The organism is Salinicola aestuarinus, assembly GCF_003206645.1.
GTDB classification, from domain to species: Bacteria; Pseudomonadota; Gammaproteobacteria; order Pseudomonadales; family Halomonadaceae; genus Salinicola; species Salinicola aestuarinus.
Genome location: NZ_PZJP01000004.1, coordinates 287,155 through 312,486 on the forward strand (window position 1 = coordinate 287,155; position 25,332 = coordinate 312,486).

Consider the following 25,332-nt stretch of genomic DNA (forward strand, 5'->3'; position numbering starts at 1 on the left):
ACGGCACTCACTTGAGCGCCGCCTCCGGGGTGTCGGCGTTGGCCAGATGGCGCTGCTGGCGCTCGTCGAAGCGCTGGAACTGCTGCTGCCACGACGACGGCTGCGAGACCTTCTCGACCTGCACCGCCGTCACTTTGTACTCGGGGCAGTTGGTCGCCCAGTCGGAGTTGTCGGTGGTGATCACGTTGGCGCCGCTGCCCGGGTGGTGGAAGGTGGTGTACACCACCCCCGGCGCCATGCGATCGCTGACCCGGCAGCGCAGTACGGTATGCCCCACTCGGCTGCGAATCCCGAGCCAGTCGCCATCGCGCAGGCCGCGATCCTCGGCGTCCACCGGATGAATCTCCAGCACGTCCTCGGCGTGCCAGGCGCTGTTGGCGGTACGTCGCGTCTGCGCCCCCACGTTGTACTGGCTGAGAATGCGCCCGGTGGTCAGCAACAGCGGATAACGCCCGTTGACCCGCTCTTCGGTCGCCACGTACTCGGTGATCGCGAAATGGCCCTTGCCGATCGGGAAGTCCACCCCGTGCATGGTGGGCGTGCCCAGCGGATGGTCATCGTTGCAGGGCCACTGGATGCTGCCGAGCCGTTCGAGCTTGTCGTAGCTCACCCCGGTGAAGGTCGGCGTGAGGCTGGCGATCTCGTCCATGATCTCCGACGGATGGCGGTAGTGCATGTCGTAGCCCAGGGCGTTGGCGAGATCCTGGGTGACCTCCCAATCCTCCTTGCCGGCGACCGGCGGCATGACCCGGCGCACACGGTTGATGCGTCGCTCGGCATTGGTGAAGGTGCCGTTCTTCTCGAGGAAGGTCGCGCCCGGCAGCAGCACGTGGGCGTACTTGGCCGTCTCGTTGAGAAAGATATCCTGCACGATCAGGCAGTCCAGCGCCGACAGGGCCGCTTCGACGTGCTGAGTGTTGGGATCGGACTGAGCGATGTCCTCGCCCTGGACGTAGAGCGCCTTGAAGGTGCCGTTGATGGCGGCATCGAACATGTTGGGAATACGTAGCCCCGGCTCGTCATCCAGCTTGGCGTGCCACACGCTTTCGAAGCGCTCGCGAATCGCCGGGTCGGCGACGTGCTGATAGCCCGGCAGCTCATGCGGGAACGAGCCCATGTCACACGACCCCTGAACGTTGTTCTGTCCGCGCAGCGGGTTGACCCCGACGCCTTCACGCCCGATGTTGCCGGTCGCCATCGCCAGGTTGGCGATCGCCATCACCGTGGTCGACCCCTGGCTGTGTTCGGTGACGCCCAGGCCGTAGTAGATCGCGCCGTTGCCTGCATTGGCGTAGGTGCGGGCCGCGTCGCGAACCGCCTCGGCCGAGACGCCGGTCTCGCTTTCCACCGCTTCCGGGGCGTGACGCACGTCAGCAATGAACTCGCGCCAGCGCTGGTAGCCCTCGGTGTCGCAGCGTCGGGCGACGAAGTCGGTATCCTCCAGTCCTTCGGTGATCACCACGTGGGCAAGGGCATTGACCAGCGCCACGTTGGTGCCGGGCTTGAGCGCCAGGTGCAGGCCCCCGCCACCGTGGGGCGTGGCGAGCAGGTCGATGCGTCGCGGGTCGGCGACGATCAGCCGCGCCCCCTGACGCAGCCGGCGCTTCATCTGCGAGGCAAATACCGGATGCGCGTCGGTCGGGTTGGCCCCGATCACCAGAATCGTGTCCGCCTTCATGACCGAATCGAAGGTCTGGGTGCCGGCGGACTCGCCCAGCGTGGTCTTGAGACCGTAGCCGGTGGGGGAGTGACACACGCGGGCGCAGGTGTCGGTGTTGTTGTTGCCCAGGGCGGCACGAATCAGCTTCTGAACCAGGTAGGTCTCTTCATTGGTGCAGCGCGACGACGTGATGCCGCCGACGCTGTCACGACCGTACTGCGCCTGGGTCTCTCTGAGGCGACGCGCCGCGAAGCCGATGGCGTCTTCCCAGGAGACGGCCCGCCAGGGCTGATCGATCGAATCGCGGATCATCGGCTCGCGAATGCGGTCCTTGTGGGTCGCGTAGCCAAAGGCGAAACGCCCTTTGACGCAGGAGTGTCCGTGGTTCGCATCGCCTCCCTTGTAGGGCACCATGCGCACCAGCTTGTCGCCCTTCATCTGTGCCTCGAACGAGCAGCCCACGCCGCAATAGGCGCAGGTGGTCACCACACTGTGCTCGGGCACGCCCTCCTCGATAACGCTCTTTTCCATCAGTGTCGAGGTGGGGCAGGCCTGAACGCAGGCGCCGCAGGAGACGCACTCGGAGTCCATGAACGGCTCGTTCTGGCCGGCGGCGACCTTCGAATCAAAGCCGCGACCCTCGATGGTCAGGGCGAAGGTGCCCTGTACCTCGTTGCAGGCGCGCACGCAGCGCGAGCAGACGATGCACTTGCTGGGGTCGAAGCTGAAATAGGGGTTGGAGTCATCGATGTCGGCATCGAGATGATTGGCGCCATCGAAGCCGTAGCGCACCTCGCGAAGCCCCACGACGCCCGCCATGTCCTGCAGCTCACAGTCGCCATTGGCCGGACAGGTCAAACAGTCCAGCGGGTGATCGGAGATGTAGAGCTCCATGATGTTACGCCGCAGCCTGGCGATCCTGGCGTTTTGTGTCGTGACCGACATGCCCGCCGTGACCGGCGTGGTGCAGGAAGCCGGCATGCCGCGCCGCCCCTCGATCTCCACCGCGCAGAGTCGGCACGAGCCGAACGCTTCGAGGTTGTCCGAGGCGCAAAGCCTGGGAATGGTGATGCCGGCCAATGCGGCGGCGCGCATGACCGAGGTGCCCTCCGGCACGCGAATCGCAGTGCCGTCGATGGTCAACTCGATCGGCGTCTCGGAGACGCGGGCCGGCGTGCCCAGATCGCGGTCGAAAAAGGCCGGATTGAAAGTACTCTGGGTCTCGCCGACGCCGCCCAGCCCGGCGTTGAATGCAGGCGCGCCGGCCCCGGCGCTCTCGGTCCTGGGGTCAAAGTGGTTCAGCATGTCGTCCCTCCCGCCGTGACGGCTTGTCGAGGTGTCAAATCATCGGGGAAGTGCTGCATGACGCTCTGAACGGGAAACGGCGTCATGCCACCCATGGCGCACAGCGAGCCGTCGACCATGGTGTCGCAGAGGTCGGTGAGCAGGGCGAGGTTCTTATCCCGCGACTCGCCGGCCCGCAGGCGGTCGATCACCTCCACCCCACGCACGGCACCAATCCGACACGGCGTACACTTGCCGCAGGACTCGACGCTGCAGAACTCCATGGCGAAGCGTGCCTGCTCGCCCATATCGACGCTGTCATCGAACATCACCACGCCGCCATGGCCCACCACGCCACCGAAGGCGGCAAAGCCTTCGTAGTCGATGGGCTGGTCCCACTGGCTCTCGGGCAGATAGGCGCCCAGCGGACCCCCAACCTGCACGGCCTTGAGCGGACGCCCGCTGCGGGTGCCACCGCCGAACCCCTCCATCAGCTCGCGCAGGCTGGTGCCGAAGGCGAGCTCCACCAGCCCGCCACGCTTGACGTTGCCGGCGAGCTGAATCGCCAACGTCCCGCGCGAGCGGCCCAGGCCGTAGTCGGCGTAGGCCTGACCGCCCTGATCCAGAATGAAGGGCACAGCGGCCAGCGAGAGTACGTTGTTGACCACGGTAGGCCGGCCGAACAGCCCTTCGATGGCCGGCAGCGGCGGCTTGGCGCGTACCAGCCCGCGCTTGCCCTCTAGGCTCTCCAGCAGCGAGGTCTCTTCGCCGCAGATATAGGCGCCGGCGCCCAGGCGCACTTCCAGATGGAAGGCGCGGCCGCTACCCAGAATGTTGTCGCCGAGATAGCCGGCGGCCACGGCACGCGCGATCGCCTCGTCGAGCACGGCGTGGGCCAGCGGATACTCGGAGCGCAGGTAGAGGTAGCCCTGATCGGCCCCTGCGGCGAGGCCGGCAATGGTCATGCCCTCGATCAAAAGAAAAGGATCGCACTCCATCACCAGGCGGTCGGCGAAGGTCCCGGAATCGCCCTCGTCGGCGTTGCAGACGACGTACTTCTGGCCCGCGGGCTGATCGTGCACGGTCTGCCACTTGATGCCGGTGGGGAAGGCCGCGCCGCCACGACCGCGGAGTCCGGAGGCAGTGACCTCGTCGACCACCGCCTGCGTCTCCAGCGCCAGCGCTCTCTCCAGGCCCTTGAAGCCGCGCAGTGATGTGTAGTCTTCGATCGAGAGGGGATCGGTGAGACCGATGCGCGAGAAGGTCAGGCGCTGCTGGCGCTTGAGGTAGGCGATCTCTTCGGTCAGGCCCAGTGCCAACGGATGATCCTGGCGGCCCTCGAGCAGTCCGGCGTCCAGCAGGGATTCCACCTGCGTCGGGGTGACCGGGCCATAGGCAACGCGACCCTCGGGGGTGGCGACCTCGATCAGCGGCTCCAGATAGAACAGCCCGCGCGAGCCGTTGCGCACGATGTCGACCTCCACGTTGCGCGCGCGGGCGCCGCGCTCAAGGCGGGCGACGACCCGGTCGGCACCGAGAGCCAGCGCGGTGGTATCCCGGGGGACATAAAGAGTAACGGCCATCACTTCACCTCCACGACGGTCGCCGACAGCTCGTCGGTCAGGGCATCGAACTGCTCGGGGGTCATGCGCCCGTGGATCTCATCGTTGACCCGAATGGAGGGGCCGCAGGCACAGTTTCCCAGGCAGTAGACCGGTTCGAGGGTGAATTCTTGATCCGGCGTGGTCTGGTGGTAATCCAGGCCCAGCGCCTGTTTCGCATGCGCTTCGAGCTGGCGGCTGCCCACCGACTGACACGCCTCGGCGCGGCAGATCTGAATCACGCTGCGCCCCGCCGGGTGGGTGCGAAAGTGATGGTAGAAGCTGATGATGCCGTGAACTTCGGCGCGGGTGTGGCGCAGCGCCTCGGCCACCCGGGGAACCGCCTCTTCGGGAATAAAGCCGAAACGCGCTTGAATGGCGTGCAGCAGCGGCAGCATGGCGCCCGGTCTCGTGCGGTGGGCATCGATGACTGCCTGGAGCGCTGCCGGCGTCCAGGCGTCGGCAACGGGAGAAGCTGAGTGGGACATGGCCGGACCGCCTCATCGAGTCGTGAGTTGTCGCTGTCGAGGCGCCGCGTCGGCGACTCTCAGCCGATCGTCTTATAGGAATCGTCGTTCTTAACTGCTTTAAGTCAGGGTCGCTACCAGCGCCAAACTAGCACCCCGATGCAGGCCGAAAAATATGAACGACAATGCTTAGCCCAAGGTGGAACATCACCCCGACGTGGCGCTACAGCCGCGATGACGGTGAGCGTCTCGACCCCGTGCTGTTCACGCTGCTGGCGAACCTTCACGACAGCGGCAAGCTCACTCAGGCGGCCAGTGGCGCGAAGATCTCCTACCGCCACGCCTGGAACGTGCTCAACCGCGCCGAGGCCTTTTTCGGCAGGTCACTGGTGGAGATGCGCCGCGGCCACGGCACGCGTCTGTCACCTTTGGGCGAGACGCTTCTGTGGTCCGAGCAGCGGGTCAAGGCGCGCCTCGGGCCGCAGCTCGAGAGCATGGCCTCCGAACTCAACCACCTGTTGCAGCAGCAGCTGGCCGGCACCCATCCCGTCCTGCGACTGCATGCCAGCCATGGCTACGCGGTGGCGCTGCTGCCGGATTGCCCGGGGGAGCTGGACCTTCGCTACTGCAATCCGCTGGAGGCGCTCAATGCGCTGGGCCGCGGCGAGTGCGATCTGGCGAGCTTCCACCTGCCGGTCTGCCCGCGCCTGGCCGAGCAGGTGATGGCGGCGTACCGCACACAGCTGGCGAGGCAGGATCTGGCCGTGATCCGCTTCGTCACCCGTCGTCAGGGGCTGATCCTGCGGCCCGAGGACGAGGGTCGGATTCGCGGGCTTGGCGATCTGCTGGCGCCGGACGTGCGCTTCATCAACCGTGACGAACACTCAGGCACGCGGGTGCTGTTCAATCTGCTGCTGGCGGAGGAGGGCATCGAGGAGGCGGCGATTTCCGGGGCGTTTCACGAGGAGTTCACGCACACCGCGGTGGCGGCCTATGTGGCGGCGGGGATGGCCGACGCCGGGTTTGGCGTGGAAGCGGCGGCGGCGCAATTCGGATTGGCGTTTCGGCCGCTCTCTACCGAGCATTATCTTCTGATCGGCCAGGCGGCGAGTCTCGAGCAGGAGCGTGTCCAGCAACTGGTGTCGCATCTGACGTCGCAGCCCTTGCTCGGGCAGATCGAGGGGCTTGCCGGCTACGCGGCCGATCGCCCGGGGGAGGTGGGCACGTTCGAGACGTTGCTGGCGGAGGACCGGCGGCGAGAAGCCGAGGCGCCGGAACCGCTGTGAACCGGGAATCCGCGCGCAGGCGGGTTCCCGGAGAGAGGAGAGACTACGGCCGGGAGATGGCCCGGCCGTAGTGCAATGGTGGCGCGACTCAGAACAGCGCGGCGGCCTTGGCCAGCGCGATGTAGAGTCCGATCAAAAACGGAATACCGACGCCGAGCCAGGCGAGCACGCCGCCGATACCGAAGCGCCCGCGGGCTGCCGTTTCGGCGTTGGCGGCGACGCCGTCATCCTTCTGCAGCGCGCGTTCGTGGGCCAGTTGCTCATCGCTCATCTGCTGTGACGGTTTGACCGGCTTGACCAGGGCGTTGCAGATCAGACCCAGAAACAGCAGTCCCGCCATGATGTAGAGCGTGCGATCGTAGACGAGGCTGGCTTCGACCCCGGCACCGAGCTGCGCCTCGCGCAGGGCTGCGATCAACAGCGGTCCGACCAGGCCGGCCGCGGTCCAGGCAGTGAGCAGGCGGCCGTGGATGGCGCCGACCATCTGGGTGCCGAAGATATCGGCGAGATACGCCGGCACCGTGGCGAAGCCGCCACCGTACATGCTGAGAATGACGCAGATCGAGATCACGAAGAGCCCGGCCATGCCGAGATGGCCCCACATCGGCAGCAGGCAGTACATCACGATGCCGATCGCGAAAAAGCAGTAATAGGTGTTCTTGCGGCCGATCTTGTCCGAAAGCGACGCCCAGAACAGGCGACCGAGGCTGTTGAACAGGCTGATCAGCCCGACCAGCCCGGCCGCCGCCGCGACCACCGCCGCCTGCTGCGCCTCGTTCAGCGCCGCCGCGCGGTCCTCGAGTCCCACCAGCGCGCCGCCGAAGACGTCCTGCAGCATCGGGCTCGCCATCGAGATCACCGCGATCCCCGCCGTTACGTTGAGAAACAGCACACCCCAGATCAGCCAGAACTGCCGCGTCTTCCACGCGGTATTCAGGTGCACGTGGCCCTGGGTGATCATGGTGTTGGTCTTGGCCTTCTCCGACGGTGTCCAGCCTGCCGGTTTCCAGCCGTTGGGCGGCACGCGAAAGCCAAGGGCACCGCAGGCCATGACGATGGCGTAGATCACCCCCAGGGTAATCAGCGTCATCGCCACCCCGGTGCCGCCGTCGGCGCCGTAGTGGTTCATCAGCACGACCGCGAGGGGGGCGCCGACCATGGCGCCGCCGCCGTAACCCATGATGGCGAAGCCGGTCGCCATGCCGCGGCGGTCGGGGAACCACTTGATCAGCGTCGAGACCGGCGTGATGTAACCCAGTCCCTGGCCGATACCGCCAAGCACGCCGCAGCCCAGATAGATCAGCCAGAGCTGATGGTTCATGACCCCCAAGCCGCCGACGATCAGACCGCCGCCCCAGCAGAGTGCAGCGATGCAGCCGGCCTTGCGGGGACCTGCATGCTCAAGCCAGGCGCCCCAGATTGCCGCCGAGACCCCGAGCATGCCGATGAAAATACCGAAGACGTAGGTGACCTGGCTGACGCTCCAGTTGCAACTCGTCGTGGTCAGCGCCTGGAGCAGCCCCAGGTTCGTGCAGCTGGCGGGGGCGTTGGCGATTTCCTGGCTCATGGGTAGCCAGAACACCGAGAAGCCGTAGGCCATGCCGATACACAGATGGATCGCCAGCGCCGCGGTGGGTACCAGCCAGCGATTGAAGTTGGGGCCCGCTATCGTTCTTTCGCGCGAGAAAAATCCCGCCGCCCGCGTGTCTTCACGCGTTGCGGTTTGCGTCATCCCATTCATTGTGAACCCTTTGTTTTGATTGTCGTCTTGCCATATTGCCTGTCACTGCCCTTCCCATCGGCGTGGCGCCGGGAGGGGGGCGGTACCCATGGCCTTGCTTTAATAGCCGGGTACCTGGAGGCAGTTACAGGATCGAAGCACGGGTGATAAATAGCAACTAGCGGAAATCATTATGATTGTTTATGCATACGTTCGCACTACCGTCTTTGGCAGTTACAGTGCGCCGTCGACGACGAGCAGTGGCTGACCGCGTGAGCAGCGCTCTATGCGCCCCTCGACCCGGTAGATATCGCGCAGCAGTTCGGGGGTCACGACCGCCTGGGTCGGCCCACAGGCCTTGAGTGTGCCGTCGGCCAGCACCATCGCCTGATCGGTGAAGCGCAGCGCATGGCCGAGATCATGCAGGGCCACCACGATCAGCATGCCGCGCTCGGTGGCGAGCCGGCGGAGTACGCTGAGCAGTGCGATCTGGCGGTGCAGGTCGAGGGCGGAGGTGGGTTCGTCGAGCAGCAGCACGTCCGGCGACTGCACCAGTGCCTGGGCGGCGCTCACCAGCTGGCGCTGGCCGCCGCTGAGATCACCGATGTCGCGCGCGGTCAGCGCCTGGATACCCAGCTCGTCGATAGCCCGGTCCACCGCCTCCAGATCCGCCGCGCTCACCTTGAGCCGTCGCCCCTGCATTCGCGCCAGCAGCACGCTTTCGTAGACGGTGAGCACGGCATCGACTCGCGTTTCCTGCGGCATGTAGGCGATGGGGCGCTCGGCCGTGGCGCCTTCGAGCCGGACCTCGCCCTCACCGTTGACGAGTCCCAGCACGCGGCGAAAGAGCGTCGACTTGCCGGCGGCGTTGGGGCCGAGCAGCGCGACGATCTGGCCGCCGAAGAAGGTGGGCGTGTGGATGTCGTCGAGCACCGCCCGTTTGGCGTAGCGGGCGCCGACGCCGTCGAAAGCGAGACTCACCATGCCGATTTCCTCTGGTTGAGCACTAGGAACAGAAAAAACGGAATACCGACCAGAGAGGTGATGATGCCGATGGGAATCACCGTGCCGGGGATCAACATCTTCGACAGGATCGAGCCTACCGAGAGGATCAACGCCCCGCAGAGTGCCGAGCCCGGCAGGAAGAAGCGCTGGTCCTCGCCAAGCAGCATGCGCGCGATGTGCGGGCCGACCAGACCGATGAAGCCGATGGTGCCGACGAACGCGACCGAGATCGACGCCAGCAGCGACACGATGATCAACACTTCCAGGCGCAGCCGGCGCGGATTCACGCCCATGCTCTCCGCCTTGGCATCGCCCAGGCGCATCGCGGTGAGCGCCCAGCCGTGACGCGCCAGCAGCGGGATCGACACCGCCAGTACCGTCAGCGTGATCCAGAGCTTCGGCCAGGTCGCCTTAGTGAGACTGCCCATGGTCCAGAACACGACCGCCGAGAGCGCCTGCTGGCTGGCGAAGAACTGGATCAGCGCCATCAGCGAATTGAAGATGAACACCATGGCGATGCCGAGCAGCACGATCGTCTCGATCGTTACGCCACGCTTGAGGCTGAGCAGATGGATCGCGAAGGCGGTCAGCATCGCCACCAGAAAGGCGTTGATCGGCACCATGTAGGCGACGCTGCCCGGGACGATCGCCACACCGAAGGCGAGCGCCAACGCCGCGCCAAAGCCTGCGCCGGCGGAGATGCCAAGGGTAAAGGGGCTGGCCAGCGGATTGCTGAGAATGGTCTGCATCTGGGCCCCGGCGATGGAGAGGCTGGCGCCGACCACGACCGCCATCAGCGCCACCGGCATGCGGATGTCCCACACGATCACGCGTAGCTGATCGCTCACCGAGCCTGGCGAGACGAGGGCCGCGACCACTTCGTCGAGCCCGAAGCGGGCCGGCCCGAGGGCCAGATCGACACAGACGCTCAGGCAGAGCGTGACGAAGAGCGCGGCAAGGATCAGCTGGCGACGCGCCACCAGCGAGCGATAGAAGACACGTCCCTGGGCAGGCATCTCTAGCGCCGTCTTACTCATCGTTGCCATCCAGCGAGACCCAGTAGCCCGGCTGGTAGTCGACCGGCAGGAAGCGCTCGTGGAGCTCGCGAAGCGTCGCTTCCGGGTCGAGATCGCCGAAGAGTTCGGGGTGGAACCACTTGGCGAGGCGCTGCACGGCGACGAAGTAGTAGGGGCTGTTGTAGAACTGGTGCCAGATGGCGTGGACCTGATCGTTGGCGACGGCGTCGATACCGGTCATGGCAACACGCTGTGTGAGCGCCTCGAGCTTGCGTTGCGCCTCGTTCATGTCTTCGCCGGGCCCGACGCCGACCCAGGCGCCGCCGGGCACGTAGGCTTCCCAGTCACCGCCGGTGACCACGACCTGCTGGGGGTTGGCGGCGATGATCTGCTCCGGATTGAGGTTGCCGAAGGTGCCGGGGATGATGCCGTCGGCGATGTTGTCACCGCCGGCAAGCGTGACGTACTCGCCGAAATTGTGCGGGCCGAAACTCATGCAGCAGTCATCGGTGTAGCCGCCGGCGCGGTCGACGAACACCCGCGGGCGCTCGGGCTTGGCGCGTTCGAGCACGCTAGAGACGCGCGCCATCTGCGCGTTCGAGAAGTCGATGAACGCCTCGGCGCGATCCTGCTCGTCGAGCAGCTCGCCCATCAGGCGGATCGACCGGGGCGTGTCGGCGATGGGGTCGACACGAAAGTCGACGTAGACGATGGGAATGCCGAGTGCGGCCAGTTTCTGCTCGTAGCCCGCATCCTCGGTCGCGGACTGTGACTCGACGTTCATGAAGATCACGTCAGGATCCAGTGCCGCCGCCTGCTCGACATCGAAGGTGCCATCCTTGAAGCCGCCGAAAGTGGGAATCTGCTTGAGCTCGGGAAACTTCTCGGCGTAGGCGGCGTAGCTCTCCGGGTCGGCCTGGGAGAGATCCTCGCGCCAGCCGACGACACCCTTGAACGGCGTCTGTGGCTGCAGCACACCCAGCAGATAGATCTGGCGGCCTTCGCCGAGAATCATGCGCTTGACCGGCGTCTCGACGCTGACCTGGCGACCGGTGATATCGGTCACGACAACGTCGTCCGCGATGGCGGGGCGTGTGGCGGCGGTCAGCGCGAGCATCGGCAGCAGTATCAGGCCGAGAAACCGGCGCGAACTCGGTCTGGCAGGGCAGTGGCGGGCGTCACCGCGGGCCATCTCGAGCAAAGAGGAGGTCATCTGAATGAGGTCGCGCATAGAGGAACCGATCGTCTAGGGTCGATTGTCTAGGCCGGGCCGACGAGGCAACGCTCGCTGGGCGACGGCCCGCTGGGTGTCAGAGAATAACAATTCTCATTTGCAGAGCGGCGGAGTATGCGCTGTTTTAACCAGCGGGTCGAGCCGACGCGGCGAGCGGGCGACACGTCGTGAGAGAGAAGGTCAGTGCGGCTTGTCAGTGACCGCAAAGCAGCTGATCAGGGTGCGCTGCAGCACGCTGAAGTTGTCATCGCTGACCATGAGATAGCGGCCGTCGCCGATCAGGGTAAGGCCTTCGAAGTTGTCCACCGACCACCCATCGCCGTTGGAGAGCCTCGCAAGATCGGTGACAGTGACGCTGCCGTTCTTCGCCAGTGTCGCCCGACGCAGATTGATCACCAGCGAGGCCGGCGGTGTGTAGGCCCGCTCTAGCACCAGCAGGTCGTCGTCGAGGCGCTCCAGCGCGGTCAGCGCCGAATGGCTGTCACTCGCCAGTGGGTAGCGCCACTCCCGCTTGCCGTCGAGCGTGAAAAGCCGGGTGAGCGTTTCCGGCCAACCTTCGGGGGCGGACTCGATGCCGCCGATCAGCCCATATCCCGGCAGTCTGGCCAGGCCTTCGAGGCCGGCGTTGGGCTGGGTGTCGGCCAGTTTGGGTGAGCGATGGGCCAGCTCGCTGGCGAGCCCGGAGGGGAAGAATCGCTGCCAGCGGGCGTCGCGCTCGAAGCCGATGACCAGCTGCGTGTTGCCGCGAATGCCATCGTCGGCGTGATCGAGAACCAGCGATTCGGCTTCGCTGCGAGCGCTCTCCAGGATGTTGCCGTCGACGTCGCGCAGCGGATAGGTGTCGAGCGGCTGATAGTCGCGCAGCTCCCCGCTGCCGGTGAAGTCGAGCCGGGCGCGGTGCAGCCAGCCGCGATCCGAGATCAGAAAGAGCATCGATTCGTCTTCATCCCACCCGAGATCCGACAGTCCGCCCACCGGCGTGCCGTCCTGCCATTGGCTCGGCAGTGTCAGCGTGCCGCACCAGCTCACGCCCGGCGTGCTCGCCTCGAGCTCGGGGGAGGCAAGGGATGTCGGCTGCGGTACGGCGCTGCAGCCGATGATCAGGGTGCCCGCCAGCATGGCGCCGGCGAGGACCATCGAAGGGGTCGAGCGATCAGGCATGGCGAGTGAGGCTCCGGCGGATGGCAGCTAGGCAATAGTGTAGTGGAGAGCGCTCAAGGCGCGTGATCGGCTAACGACAGGCCAGTTCGAGGCCAGTCCGTCGTGACAAGTGCCGACGCGGGCGTCACCGGTACGTGGCGCCTGATACACTGCGGCTCTCTTTATTCAGACCTGTTCAGACGACGCCGGCGGCGCAGGCCGGTCACCAGAGGGGGATGCATGACGCGGATAGCCATCATCGGTGCAGCGGGACGCATGGGACGGATACTGCTCGAGGCTGCACACAAGAGTGATGTCGGCGAATTGAGCGCGGCGATCGTCCGGGCCGAGAGTTCACTGGTGGGTGTCGACGCCGGCGAGATGGCAGGGCTGGGCAAGCTGGGCGTGACGCTCGCCGGCTCGCTCGACGCGGTCCGCGACGACTTCGACGTGTTGATCGACTTCTCGACGCCGGCGCTGACGCTCGAGAATCTCGCCTGGTGTGCGGACAACGCCAAGGCGATCGTCATCGGCACTACCGGGTTCGATAGCGAGGCTCTCGCCGAGCTCGACGCGCTTGCCGCCCGCGTGCCGACGGTTTTCTCCGCCAACATGAGCACCGGCGTTAATCTCACGGTCAACCTGCTTGAGACGGCGGCGCGAGCGCTGGGAGACGCCGGCTTCGATATCGAGGTGATCGAAGCGCATCATCGCCACAAGGTCGACGCGCCCTCCGGTACCGCGCTGATGCTCGGGCGCGCCGTTGCCGAGCCGCTGGGGCGAGACCTTTCCGCCTGCGGCGTCTTCGAACGTGTGGGTCAGGTCGGGCCGCGCCGGGCCGACGAGATCGGTTTTGCTACCGTTCGCGGCGGCGACATCGTCGGCGAGCATACGGTGCTCTTTGCCGCGGAGGGCGAGCGCATCGAGATCACTCACAAGGCGACCAGCCGGCTCACCTTCGGCAACGGCGCCGTGCGCGCGGCCCTGTGGGTCGCCGCACGCGACCCGGGCCGTTACGACATGCAGGACGTGCTGGGCCTCAAGGGGGCGTGACGCGCGACGCATGACGTGAGTAATGGGTCGTGGCACTGGAGCCGCGTCATGCTTTCCGGTAATATTTAGCCAATTTGGCCGAACGAAGCCGCGGGCGATGCAGCAACCAGGACAACAAGCGGGATGAAACCGGTTCTCCGGATTTCGTCCCGCTTTTTTACGACCTGCGTTTTGACGTCGCGCCGTTGCGAGGCCGGACGAAAAATCGAGTTTCGGGTTCCCCGGAGCGTTTGTTGGTGATCCGTTGAGGAGGACAACGTCTTGAACAGACCCGCGATACTGGCTCTCGCAGACGGCAGCGTATTCAGAGGTACTGCGATCGGAGCCGACGGGCAGACCAGCGGCGAGGTGGTTTTCAATACCGCCATGACCGGCTATCAGGAAATCCTCACCGACCCCTCCTATACCCGCCAGATCGTCACCCTGACCTACCCGCACATCGGCAACACCGGCATCAATGCCGAGGACGTCGAGTCTTCGCACATTGCCGCCGCTGGCCTCGTCATCCGCGATCTGCCGCTGATTGCCAGCAGCTTTCGCAGTCAGCGCACGCTGTCGGACTATCTCAGTTCGCAGAACGTGGTCGGCATCGCCGATATCGACACCCGCCGTCTGACCCGGCTGCTGCGCAGCAAGGGATCAATGGACGGCGCGATCCTCGCCGGTGACTCGGCGAGTGGCGACGATGCGGTCGCTCGCGCGCTCGAAGCCGCGCAGGCGTTCCCGGGGCTCAAGGGGATGGATCTCGCCAAGGTGGTCTCCTGCGAGTCCCGCTACGAGTGGAGCGAGGGTGACTGGACCCTGGGCCATGGCTACGCCGATGCCGCCGCCAGCGAGCGGCCCTACCACGTCGTCGCCTTCGACTACGGGGTGAAGCACAACATCCTGCGTCTGCTGGCCTCGCGCGGCTGCCGCCTGACGGTGGTGCCCGCCGAAACGCCGGCGACGGAAGTTCTGGCGATGAACCCGGACGGTGTATTTCTCGCCAACGGCCCCGGCGACCCGGCGCCCTGCGACTACGCCATTACCGCCATTCGCGAGATTCTCGACGCCGACGTGCCGGTCTTCGGCATCTGCCTCGGGCATCAGCTGCTGGCGCTGGCGGCCGGTGCCACGACCGTGAAGATGAGCCACGGCCACCACGGTGCCAACCATCCGGTTCAGGATCTCGACACCGGCCACGTCATGATCACCAGCCAGAACCACGGCTTTGCGGTCGATGAGGCGAGCCTGCCGGCCAACGTGCGCGCGATTCATCGCTCGCTGTTCGATGGCACCCTGCAGGGGATCGAACTGACCGACCGGCCGGCCTTCAGCTTCCAGGGTCACCCCGAGGCGAGCCCCGGTCCGCAGGACGTGTCGCCGCTGTTCGACCGCTTCGTGTCGATGATGCAGGCGCGCAAGCGCCAGGTCGCTTGAGCCGCCTGTGGCCGTCCGACGCCATTGAATCGAGTCTTTTCGGGGCGGCGCGCCGCGCCGCCCTCTCCTTTTTCGACGAGTGTTAGCGCATGCCAAAACGTACGGATCTCGACAGCATTCTGATCATCGGCGCCGGCCCCATCGTCATCGGGCAGGCGTGCGAATTCGACTACTCCGGGGCCCAGGCCTGCAAGGCGCTGCGCGAAGAGGGCTACCGCGTCATCCTGGTGAACTCCAACCCGGCGACCATCATGACCGACCCGGTGATGGCGGATGCCACGTACATCGAGCCGATCACCTGGCAGGCGGTCGAGCAGATCATCGAGAAGGAGCGCCCCTCGGCGATCCTGCCGACGATGGGCGGGCAGACCGCGCTCAACTGCGCGCTGGAGCTCGACAAGCACGGCGTGCTCGACAAGTACGGTGTGGAGATGATCGGCGCCAACGCCGACGCCATCAACAAGGCCGAGGATCGCGATCTCTTCGACAAGGCGATGAAGAACATCGGTCTTGAGTGCCCCAAGGCCAAGGTCGCCCACGCGATGGAAGAGGCCTGGGAGATCCAGGCCGAGCTCGGCTTCCCGGTGATCATTCGCCCGTCCTACACCATGGGCGGTTCCGGGGGTGGCGTGGCCTACAACAAGGAGGAGTTCGAGGAGATCTGCACCCGCGGTTTCGAACTCTCCAACAACCACGAACTGCTGATTGACGAATCCTTGCTGGGGTGGAAGGAGTACGAGATGGAGGTCGTTCGTGACAAGAACGACAACTGCATCATCGTCTGCGCCATCGAGAACTTCGACCCGATGGGCGTACACACCGGCGACTCCATCACCGTCGCCCCGGCGCAGACGCTGACCGACAAGGAGTACCAGAGCATGCGAAACGCATCGCTCGCGGTGCTGCGCGAGATCGGGGTCGAGACCGGCGGTTCCAACGTCCAGTTCGGCGTCGATCCGATCACCGGGCGCGTGGTGGTGATCGAGATGAATCCGCGAGTGTCGCGCTCTTCGGCGCTGGCCTCCAAGGCGACCGGCTTCCCGATCGCCAAGATCGCCGCCAAGCTGGCGGTGGGCTATACCCTCGACGAGCTGCAGAACGACATTACCGGCGGTGCGACGCCTGCCTCCTTCGAGCCGTCGATCGATTACGTCGTTACCAAGATCCCGCGCTTTACCTTCGAAAAGTTCCCGCAGGCCAATGACCGCCTCACCACGCAGATGAAGTCGGTGGGTGAGGTGATGGCGATCGGCCGGACGTTCCAGGAGTCGCTGCAGAAGGCGCTGCGCGGTCTCGAGATCGGCGCCGATGGCCTCGATCCCAAGGTGACTGACTTCAACGCCGAGAACATGGCGCTGATCAAGGGCGAGCTGCAGGCTGCCGGCGCTGACCGTATCTTCTACATCGCCGACGGCATGCGCAGTGGCATGAGCGTCGACGAGGTGTTCGCGCTGACCAACATCGACCGCTGGTTCCTGGTCCAGCTCGAGGAGCTGGTGCGCCTGGAGCAGGCCGTCGCCGAACGCTCGCTGGGTGACTTCGGGGCCGACGAGATGTTCCGTCTCAAGCGCAAGGGCTTTTCCGACGCCCGTCTGTCGAGCCTGCTGGGCGTCGCCGAGAGTGAGGTGCGCAGTCGTCGTCAGCAGTTCGATATCCGCCCCGTCTATAAGCGGGTCGACACCTGCGCGGCCGAGTTCGCCTCCGATACCGCCTACATGTACTCCACCTATGAAGAGGAGTGCGAAGCCGAGGTGTCCGATCGGCAGAAGATCATGGTCCTGGGGGGCGGCCCCAACCGCATCGGTCAGGGCATCGAGTTCGACTACTGCTGCGTGCACGCGGCACTCGCCATGCGCGAGGATGGCTATGAAACCATCATGGTCAACTGCAACCCGGAAACCGTTTCCACCGACTACGACACCTCGGATCGGCTCTACTTCGAGCCGGTGACGCTCGAGGACGTGCTCGAGATCGCCGACAAGGAGAAGCCGGTCGGGGTGATCGTGCAGTTCGGTGGCCAGACACCGCTGAAACTGGCGCGGGCGCTGGAAGCCGCCGGTGTTCCGATCATCGGGACCACGCCGGATGCCATCGACCGCGCGGAAGATCGCGAGCGTTTTCAGCAGATGATCGACAAGCTCGGTCTCAAGCAGCCGCCCAATGCCACCGCGCGCAGCTTCGAGGATGCCTTCGCCAAGGCGGAGAAGATCGGCTACCCGCTGGTGGTGCGACCCAGCTACGTGCTGGGCGGTCGCGCGATGGAGATCGTCTACGACGCCTCCGAACTCGAGAACTACATGACCCACGCGGTCAAGGTCTCCAATGACTCGCCGGTGCTGCTCGACCACTTCCTGAGTGCGGCGATCGAGATCGACATCGATGCCGTCTCCGACGGCGAGCAGGTGGTCATCGGCGGCATCATGCAGCACATCGAGCAGGCCGGGGTGCATTCCGGTGACTCCGCCTGTTCGCTGCCGCCGTACTCGCTGCCGGCGGACGTGCAGGAAGAGATGCGCGAGCAGGTCAAGCGCATGGCGCTCGAGCTCGGCGTGGTTGGCCTGATGAACGTGCAGCTCGCCTGGCAGGATGGCGAGGTCTACGTCATCGAGGTCAACCCGCGTGCCTCGCGCACGGTGCCGTTCGTCTCCAAGTGCATCGGCACCTCGCTGGCGCAGATCGCGGCGCGATGCATGGCGGGCCAGTCGCTCGCCCAGCAGGCGTTCACTCGCGAGATCATCCCCGGCTACTACAGCGTCAAGGAAGCGGTCTTCCCGTTCAACAAGTTCCCCGGCGTCGACCCGATCCTGTCGCCGGAGATGAAGTCCACCGGTGAGGTGATGGGTAGCGGGGCCACCTTCGCCGAGGCGTTCTACAAGGCGCAGCTCGGTGCCGGCGAGGCCATCCCGCGGCTCACGGGGGAGCGCAAGGCGTTTCTCTCCGTGCGCGAGCCGGACAAGCAGGGTGTTATCGAGGTCGCCCAATCTCTGCTAGCCTTGGGCTTTACACTAGTGGCAACGCGCGGCACGGCCAGGGCTCTGGAAGAGGCCGGTGTGCGCGTTGCCGTCGTCAACAAGGTTTACGAAGGCCGTCCGCATATCGTCGATCTGCTCAAGAACGACGAGATCGCCTACATCGTCAATACGACCGAAGGTCGTCAGGCGATCAACGACTCCTCTGTGATCCGACGCACCGCGTTGGCGCGCAAGGTCCCCTATGCCACAACTCTGGCGGGGGCCCGTGCGGTCTGCATGGCGTTGGAGTACGGCAGCGAGATCACGGTGCGACGGCTGCAGGAACAGCATGCAGGAGTAGTGAATGAATAAGGTCCCGATGACGGTCCATGGTGAACAGGCGTTACGCGAGGAGCTCAATCAGCTCAAGGGCGAGGATCGTCCGCGCGTCATCGCAGCGATCGCCGAGGCGCGCGAGCATGGCGATCTCAAGGAGAACGCCGAGTATCACGCCGCGCGAGAGCAGCAGGGCTTCATCGAGGGGCGTATTCAGGAGATCGAGGGCAAGCTGTCGAACGCGCAGGTGATCGATGTCGCCAAGATGCCCAAGAACGGCAAGGTGATCTTCGGTGTCACCGTCGAGCTGCTCAACCTGGAGACCGACGAGGAGGTCAGCTACCGCATCGTGGGTGAAGACGAGGCGAGCATCCGCGAAGGCAAGATCTCCGTGACCTCGCCGATCGCCCGCGCGTTGATCGGCAAGTCAGAAGGCGACGTGGTCAACGTGCGCACGCCCGGTGGGGACGTGGAGTACGAGATCTCGAGCGTCGATCACCTCTAGGCGACGAGCCACGAAAAACGCCAGCGACATTCGTCGCTGGCGTTTTTTTGGCTGCATCACTTGGGCGATGCCGGCGGCTCGGTCTCAGTGTCGGCCGTGATGATTCTCGGCGCGCGCGATGTTGGAGAGCTTGGGGTTGGCCTTCGGGTTGTGGCGATAGAGTAGCGCCACCTTGCCCAGCGACTGCACCAGCTCGGCGCCGGTGGCGGTCGTCAGCTCCTCGATCATCGCCTGGCGGTCGTCTCGTTCGGCGAGGGCCAGCTTGATCTTGACCAGCTCGTGGTCGCGCAGTGCACGCTGGAGTTCCTGGAGCGCGCCCTCGCTGAGACCGTTCTCGCTGACGGTGACGATCGGCTGCAGGTGGTGGCCAATGCTGCGGTAGGCTTTCTTTTGTGCGGGTGACAAGCTCATGATAGTCTGACCGTTGGAGTTCGCGAAGTATCGATAGCTCGAGTCAGTGTCGATACGTGAGTGTCTACAGCGGTGCTGTTTTCGGTCTCACCACCGCACTGTTCAAACGCGACATGGTACGGGTTTCGGCGGCAGCGGGGAAGGTGGCGCAATGCCCCGATCGAGTCAGTCGCGCCGCAACCGACCACGCTCGACCGACTTTCCTTTCGCTGCGACATTCCGCATCCCAATCCCCTTTCTATCCGTAAACGCGATCAGGTGACCGCTGTGGCACGCTCTTCGACTTCCGATAAAGCTGGTGCCGCTTCGCGGCAGAGCAAAAGCAGTCCCGGCTGGCTAAAGGAGCACTTCGACGACCGCTACGTGCAGCAGTCGTGGAAGGATGGCTACCGCTCACGGGCGAGCTACAAACTGTTGGCGCTCGATGAGCGGGACAAACTGCTCAAGCCGGGGCTGTCGGTCATCGACCTGGGCGCCGCGCCCGGTAGCTGGAGTCAGATCGCTGCCGAAAAGGTCGGCCCCGAGGGGCGAGTGATCGCCTCTGATATCCTGGAGATGGATGCGCTGGCAGGCGTCAGTTTCATTCAGGGGGATTTCACCGAGGAGTCTGTGCTCGACGCCATTCTGAGCGAGCTCGACGGTCGACCGGTGGATCTGGTGATGTCTGACATGGCGCCCAACATGAGTGGCATGGCGGCGATCGACCAGCCCCAGGCGATGTATCTGGTCGAGCTGGCGCTCGATCTGGCGCGCCAGACGCTCTCCCCCGGCGGCAACTTCCTGGCCAAGGTGTTCCAGGGGGAAGGATTCGACGACTACCTTCGCGATCTGCGCTCGAGCTTTCGCAAGGTGGTCACGCGCAAGCCGGAGGCTTCCCGCGCGCGATCGCGGGAAGTCTACCTGCTGGCGCAGGGATTTCACGGCTAGGCGCGCGAGGGGGTTTCCTCTTAAATGTGCGTCAGGCGACGTTCGAGCTTGCAAGCGTGGCTACCCGCCCTCATCTGGGTTAGGGTCGAGGTCACGACAAGCGCTGGCAGCAAGGTTCGTACTACGAGGGTGGTGTCTTGAACGACATGGCAAAGAATCTAATTCTCTGGTTGGTCATCGCGGCAGTCCTGCTGACGGTGTTCAACAATTTCAGCGTGGATAGTTCGCCGCAGGCGATGAACTATTCGCAGTTCGTGCAACAGGTTCAGGGCGACCAGGTGCGCAGCGTGACCATTGATGGCTATACCATCAATGGCGTGCGCGACGATGGCTCTCAGTTCCAGACGATACGTCCGGCAGCGGAAGATCCGAAGCTGATGGACGATCTGCTGGCGCATGACGTGACCGTCGTGGGGCAGAAGCCCGAGCAGCAGAGCCTCTGGACCCGGCTGTTGATCGCCAGCTTCCCGATTCTGCTGATCCTCGCCATTTTCGTGTTCTTCATGCGCCAGATGCAGGGCGGTGGCGGCGGCAAGGGCGGACCGATGAGCTTCGGCAAGTCCAAGGCGAAACTGCTGAGCCAGGATCAGATCAAGTCCACTTTTGCCGATGTCGCTGGTTGCGACGAGGCCAAGGAAGAGGTGGTCGAGCTTGTCGATTTCCTCAAGGATCCCTCCAAGTTCCAGCGTCTTGGCGGTCAGATTCCCCGTGGCGTCCTGATGGTGGGCCCGCCCGGCACCGGTAAGACTCTCCTTGCCAAGGCGATCGCCGGCGAAGCCAAGGTGCCGTTCTTCTCGATCTCCGGCTCCGACTTCGTCGAGATGTTCGTGGGTGTCGGTGCGTCTCGTGTGCGCGACATGTTCGAGCAGGCCAAGAAGCAGGCGCCGTGCATCATCTTCATCGACGAGATCGATGCCGTCGGTCGCCATCGCGGCTCCGGCATGGGCGGCGGTCACGACGAGCGCGAGCAGACGCTCAACCAGCTGCTGGTCGAGATGGATGGTTTCGAGGCCAACGACGGCATCATCGTGATCGCCGCGACCAACCGTCCCGACGTGCTCGACCCGGCGCTGCTGCGTCCGGGCCGCTTCGATCGGCAGGTGACCGTGCCGCTGCCCGATATCCGTGGTCGAGAGCACATTCTTAACGTGCACCTTCGCAAGGTGCCGATGGGGGATGGCGTTCAGTCCAGCGTCATCGCTCGCGGAACGCCCGGTTTCTCCGGCGCCGATCTGGCAAATCTGGTCAACGAGGCGGCGCTGTTTGCCGCAAGGCGCAATCGCCGGACCGTCGGAATGGACGAGCTCGAGCTGGCCAAGGACAAGATCATGATGGGCTCCGAGCGCCGCTCGATGGTCATGTCCGAGAAGGAGAAGCTCAACACGGCCTATCACGAGTCCGGCCACGCCATCATCGGCCTGCTGGTGCCCGAGCACGATCCGGTCTACAAGGTGACGATCATTCCCCGCGGCCGGGCCCTGGGTGTGACGATGTTCCTGCCGGAAGAGGATCGCTACAGCTACTCTCGGCAGCACATCATCAGTCAGATCTGCTCGCTGTTCGGTGGCCGTATCGCCGAAGAAATGACGCTGGGGCCGAACGGTGTGACCACCGGTGCGTCCAACGATATCAAGCGCGCCACCGAGCTGGCCCACAGCATGGTCGCCAAGTGGGGCCTCTCCGATGAGATGGGGCCGCTGATGTATGACGAGGACGAGTCGCACCAGTTCCTGGGCGGCCCGGGCCAGGGCGGCGGCAAGCTGACCTCCGGCGAGACCTCCTCGCGTCTCGATAAGGAAGTCCGTCGCATCATCGATGAGTGCTACGCCACGGCGCACAAGATTCTCGAGGAGAATCGCGGCAAGCTCGATGTGATGGCCGAAGCGCTGATGCAATACGAGACGATCGATGCCAATCAGCTGAAGGACATCATGGAAGGGCGTAAGCCGCGTCCCCCCGAGGACTGGGACGATCAGGGGCCGAGTTCCGGTACCGGTCGCCCGCTCGGAGACGCGGAGCCGCAGCCTGGTGACGAGGGCGCGCCAGACGACACCGGCGGTCGCCGACCCTCCGACCCGCTGGGCGGTCCGACCGGGCCGTAACCCACCGAGACCGTGAAACGGGGCGCCAACTGGCGCCCCGTTTTGTTTTAGGCGGTCGGTGCGGGCGTGGCGAGGACGCTACGCGGGGGCCCTTGCGGTTGCGCCCAGGCGGGGGGCTACTTAGAGTGAAGCCTTTTGAGCGAGATCAATGATGCAACCGCTATCCGGTGGTCGGACGCTGCAGTGCGGCAAGCACCGGCTCTCATTCGACCGCCCCTGCGTCATGGGAATTCTCAACGTGACACCGGACTCGTTCTCCGATGGCGGTCGTCACGATGAGCTCGATGGTGCCCGTCGCCACGCCGAGCGGCTACTTGCCGAGGGCGCGACGATTATCGATGTTGGCGGCGAATCCACTCGGCCGGGGGCCGAGAGCGTGACGCTCGCGCAGGAGCGAGAGCGGGTGTTGCCGGTGGTCGAGATGCTGGTACGTGAATTCGATGCGCTAGTCTCGGTGGATACGAGCGCCCCGGAGATCATGACCGAGGTGGCTGCTGCCGGGGCGGGCATGATCAATGACGTTCGCTCGCTGGCGCGCCCGGGAGCGCTCGAGGCGGCGGCCGCAACGGACCTGCCGATCTGTTTGATGCACATGCTTGGCGAGCCGCAGACCATGCAGCAATCGCCACACTACGATCAGCCGATCGAAACGGCGGTCGCCGATTTCCTCGAGGCGCAGATCGCGCGCTGCGAACAGGTCGGCATCCGGCGCGAGCGCCTGGTGCTGGATCCTGGCTTCGGTTTCGCCAAGACGCTCGAGCATAATCTCCGCCTGCTCAATCGCATGGAAGCGCTGGGCGCGCTCGGCCTGCCGCTGCTGGTCGGCATGTCGCGCAAGAGCATGGTCGGCAAGGCCCTCGGCCGCCCCGTCGATGAGCGGCTTCCCGGCAGCCTCGCGCTTGCGGTGATGGCGGTAGAGCGGGGCGGACACATCATTCGGGTGCATGACGTTGCACCTACGGTAGACGCGGTCAATATGGCTTGGGCCGTGCTTCAGGAGCGGATCGAACATGAGTAGGCGTTATTTCGGCACCGACGGCATTCGCGGTACGGTCGGGCAGGCCCCCATCACGGCAGATTTCATGCTCAAGCTGGGCTGGGCGATGGGGCGCGTGTTGTCGCGCCAGCTGGCCGGCCACCAAACCCGGCAGAAGTCGTCGCAGGCACCGCGACCCAAGGTCGTGATCGGCAAGGACACGCGCATCTCCGGCTACATGTTCGAGTCGGCCCTCGAGGCAGGTCTCTCGGCAGCCGGGGCCGACGTCTCGCTGTTGGGGCCGATGCCGACCCCGGGGATCGCCTATCTGACGCGCACCTTCCGTGCCGATGCCGGCATCGTGATCTCGGCATCGCACAATCCCTATCATGACAACGGCATCAAGTTCTTCTCCGCCGAGGGGCTCAAGCTCGCCGACGAGGTGGAGAGCGAGATTGAGGCCGAGCTCGACAAGCCGCTGGAGACGATGCCGCCGAACCAGCTCGGCCGCGCCGTGCGCATCAACGATGCCGCCGGTCGCTACATCGAGTTCTGCAAGTCCACCGTGCCCAATCGGCTCGAGCTGCATGGCCTCAAGATCGTGCTGGACTGTGCCAACGGCGCGACCTACCACATTGCCCCCAACGTCTTTCGTGAGCTCGGCGCCGATGTCAGCGTGATCGGCGCCGAGCCGGACGGACTCAACATCAATAGCGATGTGGGCTCTACTCATCCGGAGCGCCTGCAGGCGGCCGTCACCGAAAGTGGCGCGGATCTGGGGATTGCCTTCGACGGTGACGGCGACCGCGTGCTGCTGGTGGATCGCGACGGTACGACGGTCGACGGGGACGAAATTCTCTATATTCTCGCCTGCGACCTTCACGCGCGCGGCAAGTTGCAAGGGGGCGTCGTCGGTACGCTGATGAGCAACTTTGGACTCGCCGCCGCGTTCGAAAAAGCCGGTATCCCGTTCACGCGGGCGAAGGTGGGCGATCGCTACGTGACCGAGAAACTACTGGCCAATGATTGGCTGCTGGGCGGTGAAGCCTCGGGGCACATCGTCTGTCGCCACGTTCAGACGACCGGTGACGGCGTGGTGTCGGCGCTACAGGTGCTGGCCGTCATGGTCCGCGAAGGGATGCCGCTCAGGCAGTTGCTCGAGGGCTTCGACAAGGCGCCGCAGTCGCTGGTGAACGTGCGTCTGCCCGCTGGCACCCATGCCGCCGCGCTGCTCGATGACGGGAGAATTCAGCAGACCGTCGCCGCCGTCGAGCGTGAGCTCGGCACGAGCGGACGGGTGCTGCTGCGCGCCTCGGGCACTGAGCCCCTGATTCGGGTCATGGTCGAGGGCAGACCGCAATTCGACGTCCAGGCGCTGGCAGGGCGGATCGCCGACAGCGTCGAACGGTTGATTTCGTGAGCCGACAGTGCGTGTTGTCTTGCTGTCAAGGCTCTTATACCATGTCGCTCCACCGAGGGAGGTCGCATGCGCAAGCCGCTGATCGCAGGTAACTGGAAGATGAACGGCTCGGCAGAACTGATCGAGGCTTTCGGTCAGGCGTTCGCTGAGGACGGCTTCTCGTCTAGCGCCGAGATTCTGATTCATCCCCCCTTCCCCTATCTCGAGGCAGCCAGGCGGGCCTTCTCGGGGACCTGCATCGAGATCGGGGCGCAGACGCTCAATCCGCTGCACTCGGGTGCCAGAACCGGTGAGGTGAGCGGTCAGATGCTGCGGGAGTTTGGCGTCGAATATGTTCTGGTCGGTCACTCGGAGCGGCGACAGCTCTATCAGGAAGGCGACGAGCAGGTCTACGATCGTGCGCTCGCGGCATTGAGTGTCGGTATCAAGCCGATTCTCTGCGTGGGTGAAACGCTCGAGGAGCGCGACGGTGGCCAGACCGAGGCCGTGGTGCTGCGTCAGGTTGGCCATGTCATGGCCCGCCTGGAGCCGGAGCAGCGGCGGAGGGTGGCCATCGCCTACGAGCCGGTCTGGGCGATCGGGACCGGACGGACGGCGACGCCGGACCAGGCGCAGGCGGTGATGGCATCGATCCGTCGCTATCAGGCGCAGTTCGACCGTGAACTGGCCGATGAGCTACGCCTGCTCTATGGCGGCAGCATGAACGCGAGCAATGCCAGTGAGCTGCTCGCGCAGGAAGATATCGACGGCGGCCTGATCGGAGGAGCTTCACTCAAGGTCGACGATTTCAAAGCGATTTGTCAGTCAGCAGGTTAATGT

19 protein-coding genes are annotated in these 25,332 nt (G+C 65.0%); 10 read left to right on the top strand and 9 right to left on the bottom strand.

Translation table 11 applies throughout. From position 1 onward, the window contains the following. Nucleotides 1–7: 7 nt before the first annotated feature. Genes fdhF through DOM41_RS05270 form a run of 3 tightly spaced genes read right to left on the bottom strand, consistent with a single transcriptional unit; the run spans nucleotide 8 to nucleotide 5,033 of the window. Entirely contained in the window at nucleotides 8–2,965 is a 2,958-nt protein-coding gene (fdhF, locus tag DOM41_RS05260; protein WP_110685786.1) for a formate dehydrogenase subunit alpha, read from the bottom strand. Further along, nucleotides 2,959–4,527: a formate dehydrogenase beta subunit gene (locus DOM41_RS05265; protein WP_110685787.1), complete on the bottom strand. Its 1,569-nt coding sequence runs from the start codon at nucleotides 4,525–4,527 to the stop codon at nucleotides 2,959–2,961. The genes fdhF and DOM41_RS05265 overlap by 7 nt, the downstream gene beginning before the upstream one ends. Next, nucleotides 4,527–5,033: a formate dehydrogenase subunit gamma gene (locus DOM41_RS05270; RefSeq protein ID WP_110685788.1), complete on the bottom strand. Its 507-nt coding sequence runs from the start codon at nucleotides 5,031–5,033 to the stop codon at nucleotides 4,527–4,529. The genes DOM41_RS05265 and DOM41_RS05270 overlap by 1 nt, the downstream gene beginning before the upstream one ends. A gap of 164 nt (nucleotides 5,034–5,197) precedes the next feature. Between DOM41_RS05270 and DOM41_RS05275 the strand changes: the two genes are divergently transcribed. Next, nucleotides 5,198–6,298: a substrate-binding domain-containing protein gene (locus DOM41_RS05275; protein ID WP_110685789.1), complete on the top strand. Its 1,101-nt coding sequence runs from the start codon at nucleotides 5,198–5,200 to the stop codon at nucleotides 6,296–6,298. Nucleotides 6,299–6,386: 88 nt separating this feature from the next. Here the strand turns inward: DOM41_RS05275 and DOM41_RS05280 are convergent, their stop codons facing one another. The 5 genes from DOM41_RS05280 to DOM41_RS05300 form a co-directional block, all read right to left on the bottom strand. Further along, on the bottom strand, nucleotides 6,387–8,030 hold the full coding sequence (locus DOM41_RS05280) for an OFA family MFS transporter (protein WP_188112361.1): 1,644 nt from the start codon (nucleotides 8,028–8,030) through the stop codon (nucleotides 6,387–6,389). 222 nt (nucleotides 8,031–8,252) lie between these two features. Continuing rightward, nucleotides 8,253–9,002: an ABC transporter ATP-binding protein gene (locus DOM41_RS05285; protein ID WP_110685791.1), complete on the bottom strand. Its 750-nt coding sequence runs from the start codon at nucleotides 9,000–9,002 to the stop codon at nucleotides 8,253–8,255. Then, nucleotides 8,996–10,060, bottom strand: coding sequence for a FecCD family ABC transporter permease (locus tag DOM41_RS05290; RefSeq protein ID WP_110685792.1), 1,065 nt, complete (start codon nucleotides 10,058–10,060; stop codon nucleotides 8,996–8,998). Before DOM41_RS05290 ends, DOM41_RS05285 begins: the two co-directional genes overlap by 7 nt. Continuing rightward, a complete protein-coding gene (locus tag DOM41_RS05295) occupies nucleotides 10,053–11,270 on the bottom strand; it encodes an ABC transporter substrate-binding protein (protein ID WP_245391748.1) in 1,218 nt (405 codons plus the stop codon). Before DOM41_RS05295 ends, DOM41_RS05290 begins: the two co-directional genes overlap by 8 nt. A 183-nt stretch (nucleotides 11,271–11,453) precedes the next feature. Next, nucleotides 11,454–12,434 carry an esterase-like activity of phytase family protein gene (locus DOM41_RS05300; protein WP_110685793.1) on the bottom strand — a complete coding sequence of 327 codons (981 nt, stop codon included), beginning with the start codon at nucleotides 12,432–12,434 and terminating at the stop codon, nucleotides 11,454–11,456. Between the two features lie 219 nt (nucleotides 12,435–12,653). Here DOM41_RS05300 and dapB point away from each other — a divergent pair, with 219 nt between their 5' ends. From dapB to greA, 4 genes are all read left to right on the top strand, one after another. Further along, the gene (gene dapB / locus DOM41_RS05305; protein ID WP_110685794.1) at nucleotides 12,654–13,466 is read left to right on the top strand and encodes a 4-hydroxy-tetrahydrodipicolinate reductase; all 813 of its coding nucleotides are present in this window, start codon (nucleotides 12,654–12,656) and stop codon (nucleotides 13,464–13,466) included. A 261-nt stretch (nucleotides 13,467–13,727) separates the two neighbouring features. Next, nucleotides 13,728–14,885 (top strand): glutamine-hydrolyzing carbamoyl-phosphate synthase small subunit, encoded by a 1,158-nt coding sequence (gene carA / locus DOM41_RS05310; RefSeq protein WP_110685795.1) that lies wholly within the window; start codon nucleotides 13,728–13,730, stop codon nucleotides 14,883–14,885. A gap of 89 nt (nucleotides 14,886–14,974) precedes the next feature. Further along, the gene (gene carB / locus DOM41_RS05315; protein ID WP_110685796.1) at nucleotides 14,975–18,208 is read left to right on the top strand and encodes a carbamoyl-phosphate synthase large subunit; all 3,234 of its coding nucleotides are present in this window, start codon (nucleotides 14,975–14,977) and stop codon (nucleotides 18,206–18,208) included. Then, entirely contained in the window at nucleotides 18,201–18,677 is a 477-nt protein-coding gene (greA, locus tag DOM41_RS05320) for a transcription elongation factor GreA (RefSeq protein WP_110685797.1), read from the top strand. The genes carB and greA overlap by 8 nt, the downstream gene beginning before the upstream one ends. A gap of 84 nt (nucleotides 18,678–18,761) precedes the next feature. On the opposite strand, the gene DOM41_RS05325 is transcribed toward greA, so the two are convergent. Then, the gene (locus DOM41_RS05325) at nucleotides 18,762–19,088 is read right to left on the bottom strand and encodes a YhbY family RNA-binding protein (protein ID WP_110685798.1); all 327 of its coding nucleotides are present in this window, start codon (nucleotides 19,086–19,088) and stop codon (nucleotides 18,762–18,764) included. Nucleotides 19,089–19,355: 267 nt separating this feature from the next. Here DOM41_RS05325 and rlmE point away from each other — a divergent pair, with 267 nt between their 5' ends. The 5 genes from rlmE to tpiA all read left to right on the top strand — a co-directional run bounded on the left by rlmE (nucleotide 19,356) and on the right by tpiA (nucleotide 25,329). Beyond that, nucleotides 19,356–20,015: a 23S rRNA (uridine(2552)-2'-O)-methyltransferase RlmE gene (rlmE, locus tag DOM41_RS05330; RefSeq protein WP_110685799.1), complete on the top strand. Its 660-nt coding sequence runs from the start codon at nucleotides 19,356–19,358 to the stop codon at nucleotides 20,013–20,015. A 137-nt stretch (nucleotides 20,016–20,152) separates the two neighbouring features. Further along, on the top strand, nucleotides 20,153–22,117 hold the full coding sequence (gene ftsH, locus DOM41_RS05335; RefSeq protein WP_110685800.1) for an ATP-dependent zinc metalloprotease FtsH: 1,965 nt from the start codon (nucleotides 20,153–20,155) through the stop codon (nucleotides 22,115–22,117). Nucleotides 22,118–22,268: 151 nt separating this feature from the next. Next, on the top strand, nucleotides 22,269–23,135 hold the full coding sequence (folP, locus tag DOM41_RS05340; protein ID WP_425353269.1) for a dihydropteroate synthase: 867 nt from the start codon (nucleotides 22,269–22,271) through the stop codon (nucleotides 23,133–23,135). Further along, entirely contained in the window at nucleotides 23,128–24,513 is a 1,386-nt protein-coding gene (gene glmM / locus DOM41_RS05345) for a phosphoglucosamine mutase (protein WP_110685801.1), read from the top strand. The genes folP and glmM overlap by 8 nt, the downstream gene beginning before the upstream one ends. 66 nt (nucleotides 24,514–24,579) lie before the next feature. Beyond that, nucleotides 24,580–25,329 (top strand): triose-phosphate isomerase, encoded by a 750-nt coding sequence (tpiA, locus tag DOM41_RS05350; protein WP_110685802.1) that lies wholly within the window; start codon nucleotides 24,580–24,582, stop codon nucleotides 25,327–25,329. Nucleotides 25,330–25,332: the final 3 nt, after the last annotated feature.

Coding starts and splice junctions, on each gene's coding strand:
- fdhF (WP_110685786.1), bottom strand. CDS start 2,965: ATGCTGAACCACTTTGACCCCAGGACCGAGAGCGCCGGGGCCGGCGCG.
- DOM41_RS05265 (WP_110685787.1), bottom strand. CDS start 4,527: ATGGCCGTTACTCTTTATGTCCCCCGGGATACCACCGCGCTGGCTCTC.
- DOM41_RS05270 (WP_110685788.1), bottom strand. CDS start 5,033: ATGTCCCACTCAGCTTCTCCCGTTGCCGACGCCTGGACGCCGGCAGCG.
- DOM41_RS05275 (WP_110685789.1), top strand. CDS start 5,198: ATGCTTAGCCCAAGGTGGAACATCACCCCGACGTGGCGCTACAGCCGC.
- DOM41_RS05280 (WP_188112361.1), bottom strand. CDS start 8,030: ATGACGCAAACCGCAACGCGTGAAGACACGCGGGCGGCGGGATTTTTC.
- DOM41_RS05285 (WP_110685791.1), bottom strand. CDS start 9,002: ATGGTGAGTCTCGCTTTCGACGGCGTCGGCGCCCGCTACGCCAAACGG.
- DOM41_RS05290 (WP_110685792.1), bottom strand. CDS start 10,060: ATGAGTAAGACGGCGCTAGAGATGCCTGCCCAGGGACGTGTCTTCTAT.
- DOM41_RS05295 (WP_245391748.1), bottom strand. CDS start 11,270: ATGCGCGACCTCATTCAGATGACCTCCTCTTTGCTCGAGATGGCCCGC.
- DOM41_RS05300 (WP_110685793.1), bottom strand. CDS start 12,434: ATGCCTGATCGCTCGACCCCTTCGATGGTCCTCGCCGGCGCCATGCTG.
- dapB (WP_110685794.1), top strand. CDS start 12,654: ATGACGCGGATAGCCATCATCGGTGCAGCGGGACGCATGGGACGGATA.
- carB (WP_110685796.1), top strand. CDS start 14,975: ATGCCAAAACGTACGGATCTCGACAGCATTCTGATCATCGGCGCCGGC.
- greA (WP_110685797.1), top strand. CDS start 18,201: ATGAATAAGGTCCCGATGACGGTCCATGGTGAACAGGCGTTACGCGAG.
- DOM41_RS05325 (WP_110685798.1), bottom strand. CDS start 19,088: ATGAGCTTGTCACCCGCACAAAAGAAAGCCTACCGCAGCATTGGCCAC.
- folP (WP_425353269.1), top strand. CDS start 22,269: ATGCAACCGCTATCCGGTGGTCGGACGCTGCAGTGCGGCAAGCACCGG.
- glmM (WP_110685801.1), top strand. CDS start 23,128: ATGAGTAGGCGTTATTTCGGCACCGACGGCATTCGCGGTACGGTCGGG.
- tpiA (WP_110685802.1), top strand. CDS start 24,580: ATGCGCAAGCCGCTGATCGCAGGTAACTGGAAGATGAACGGCTCGGCA.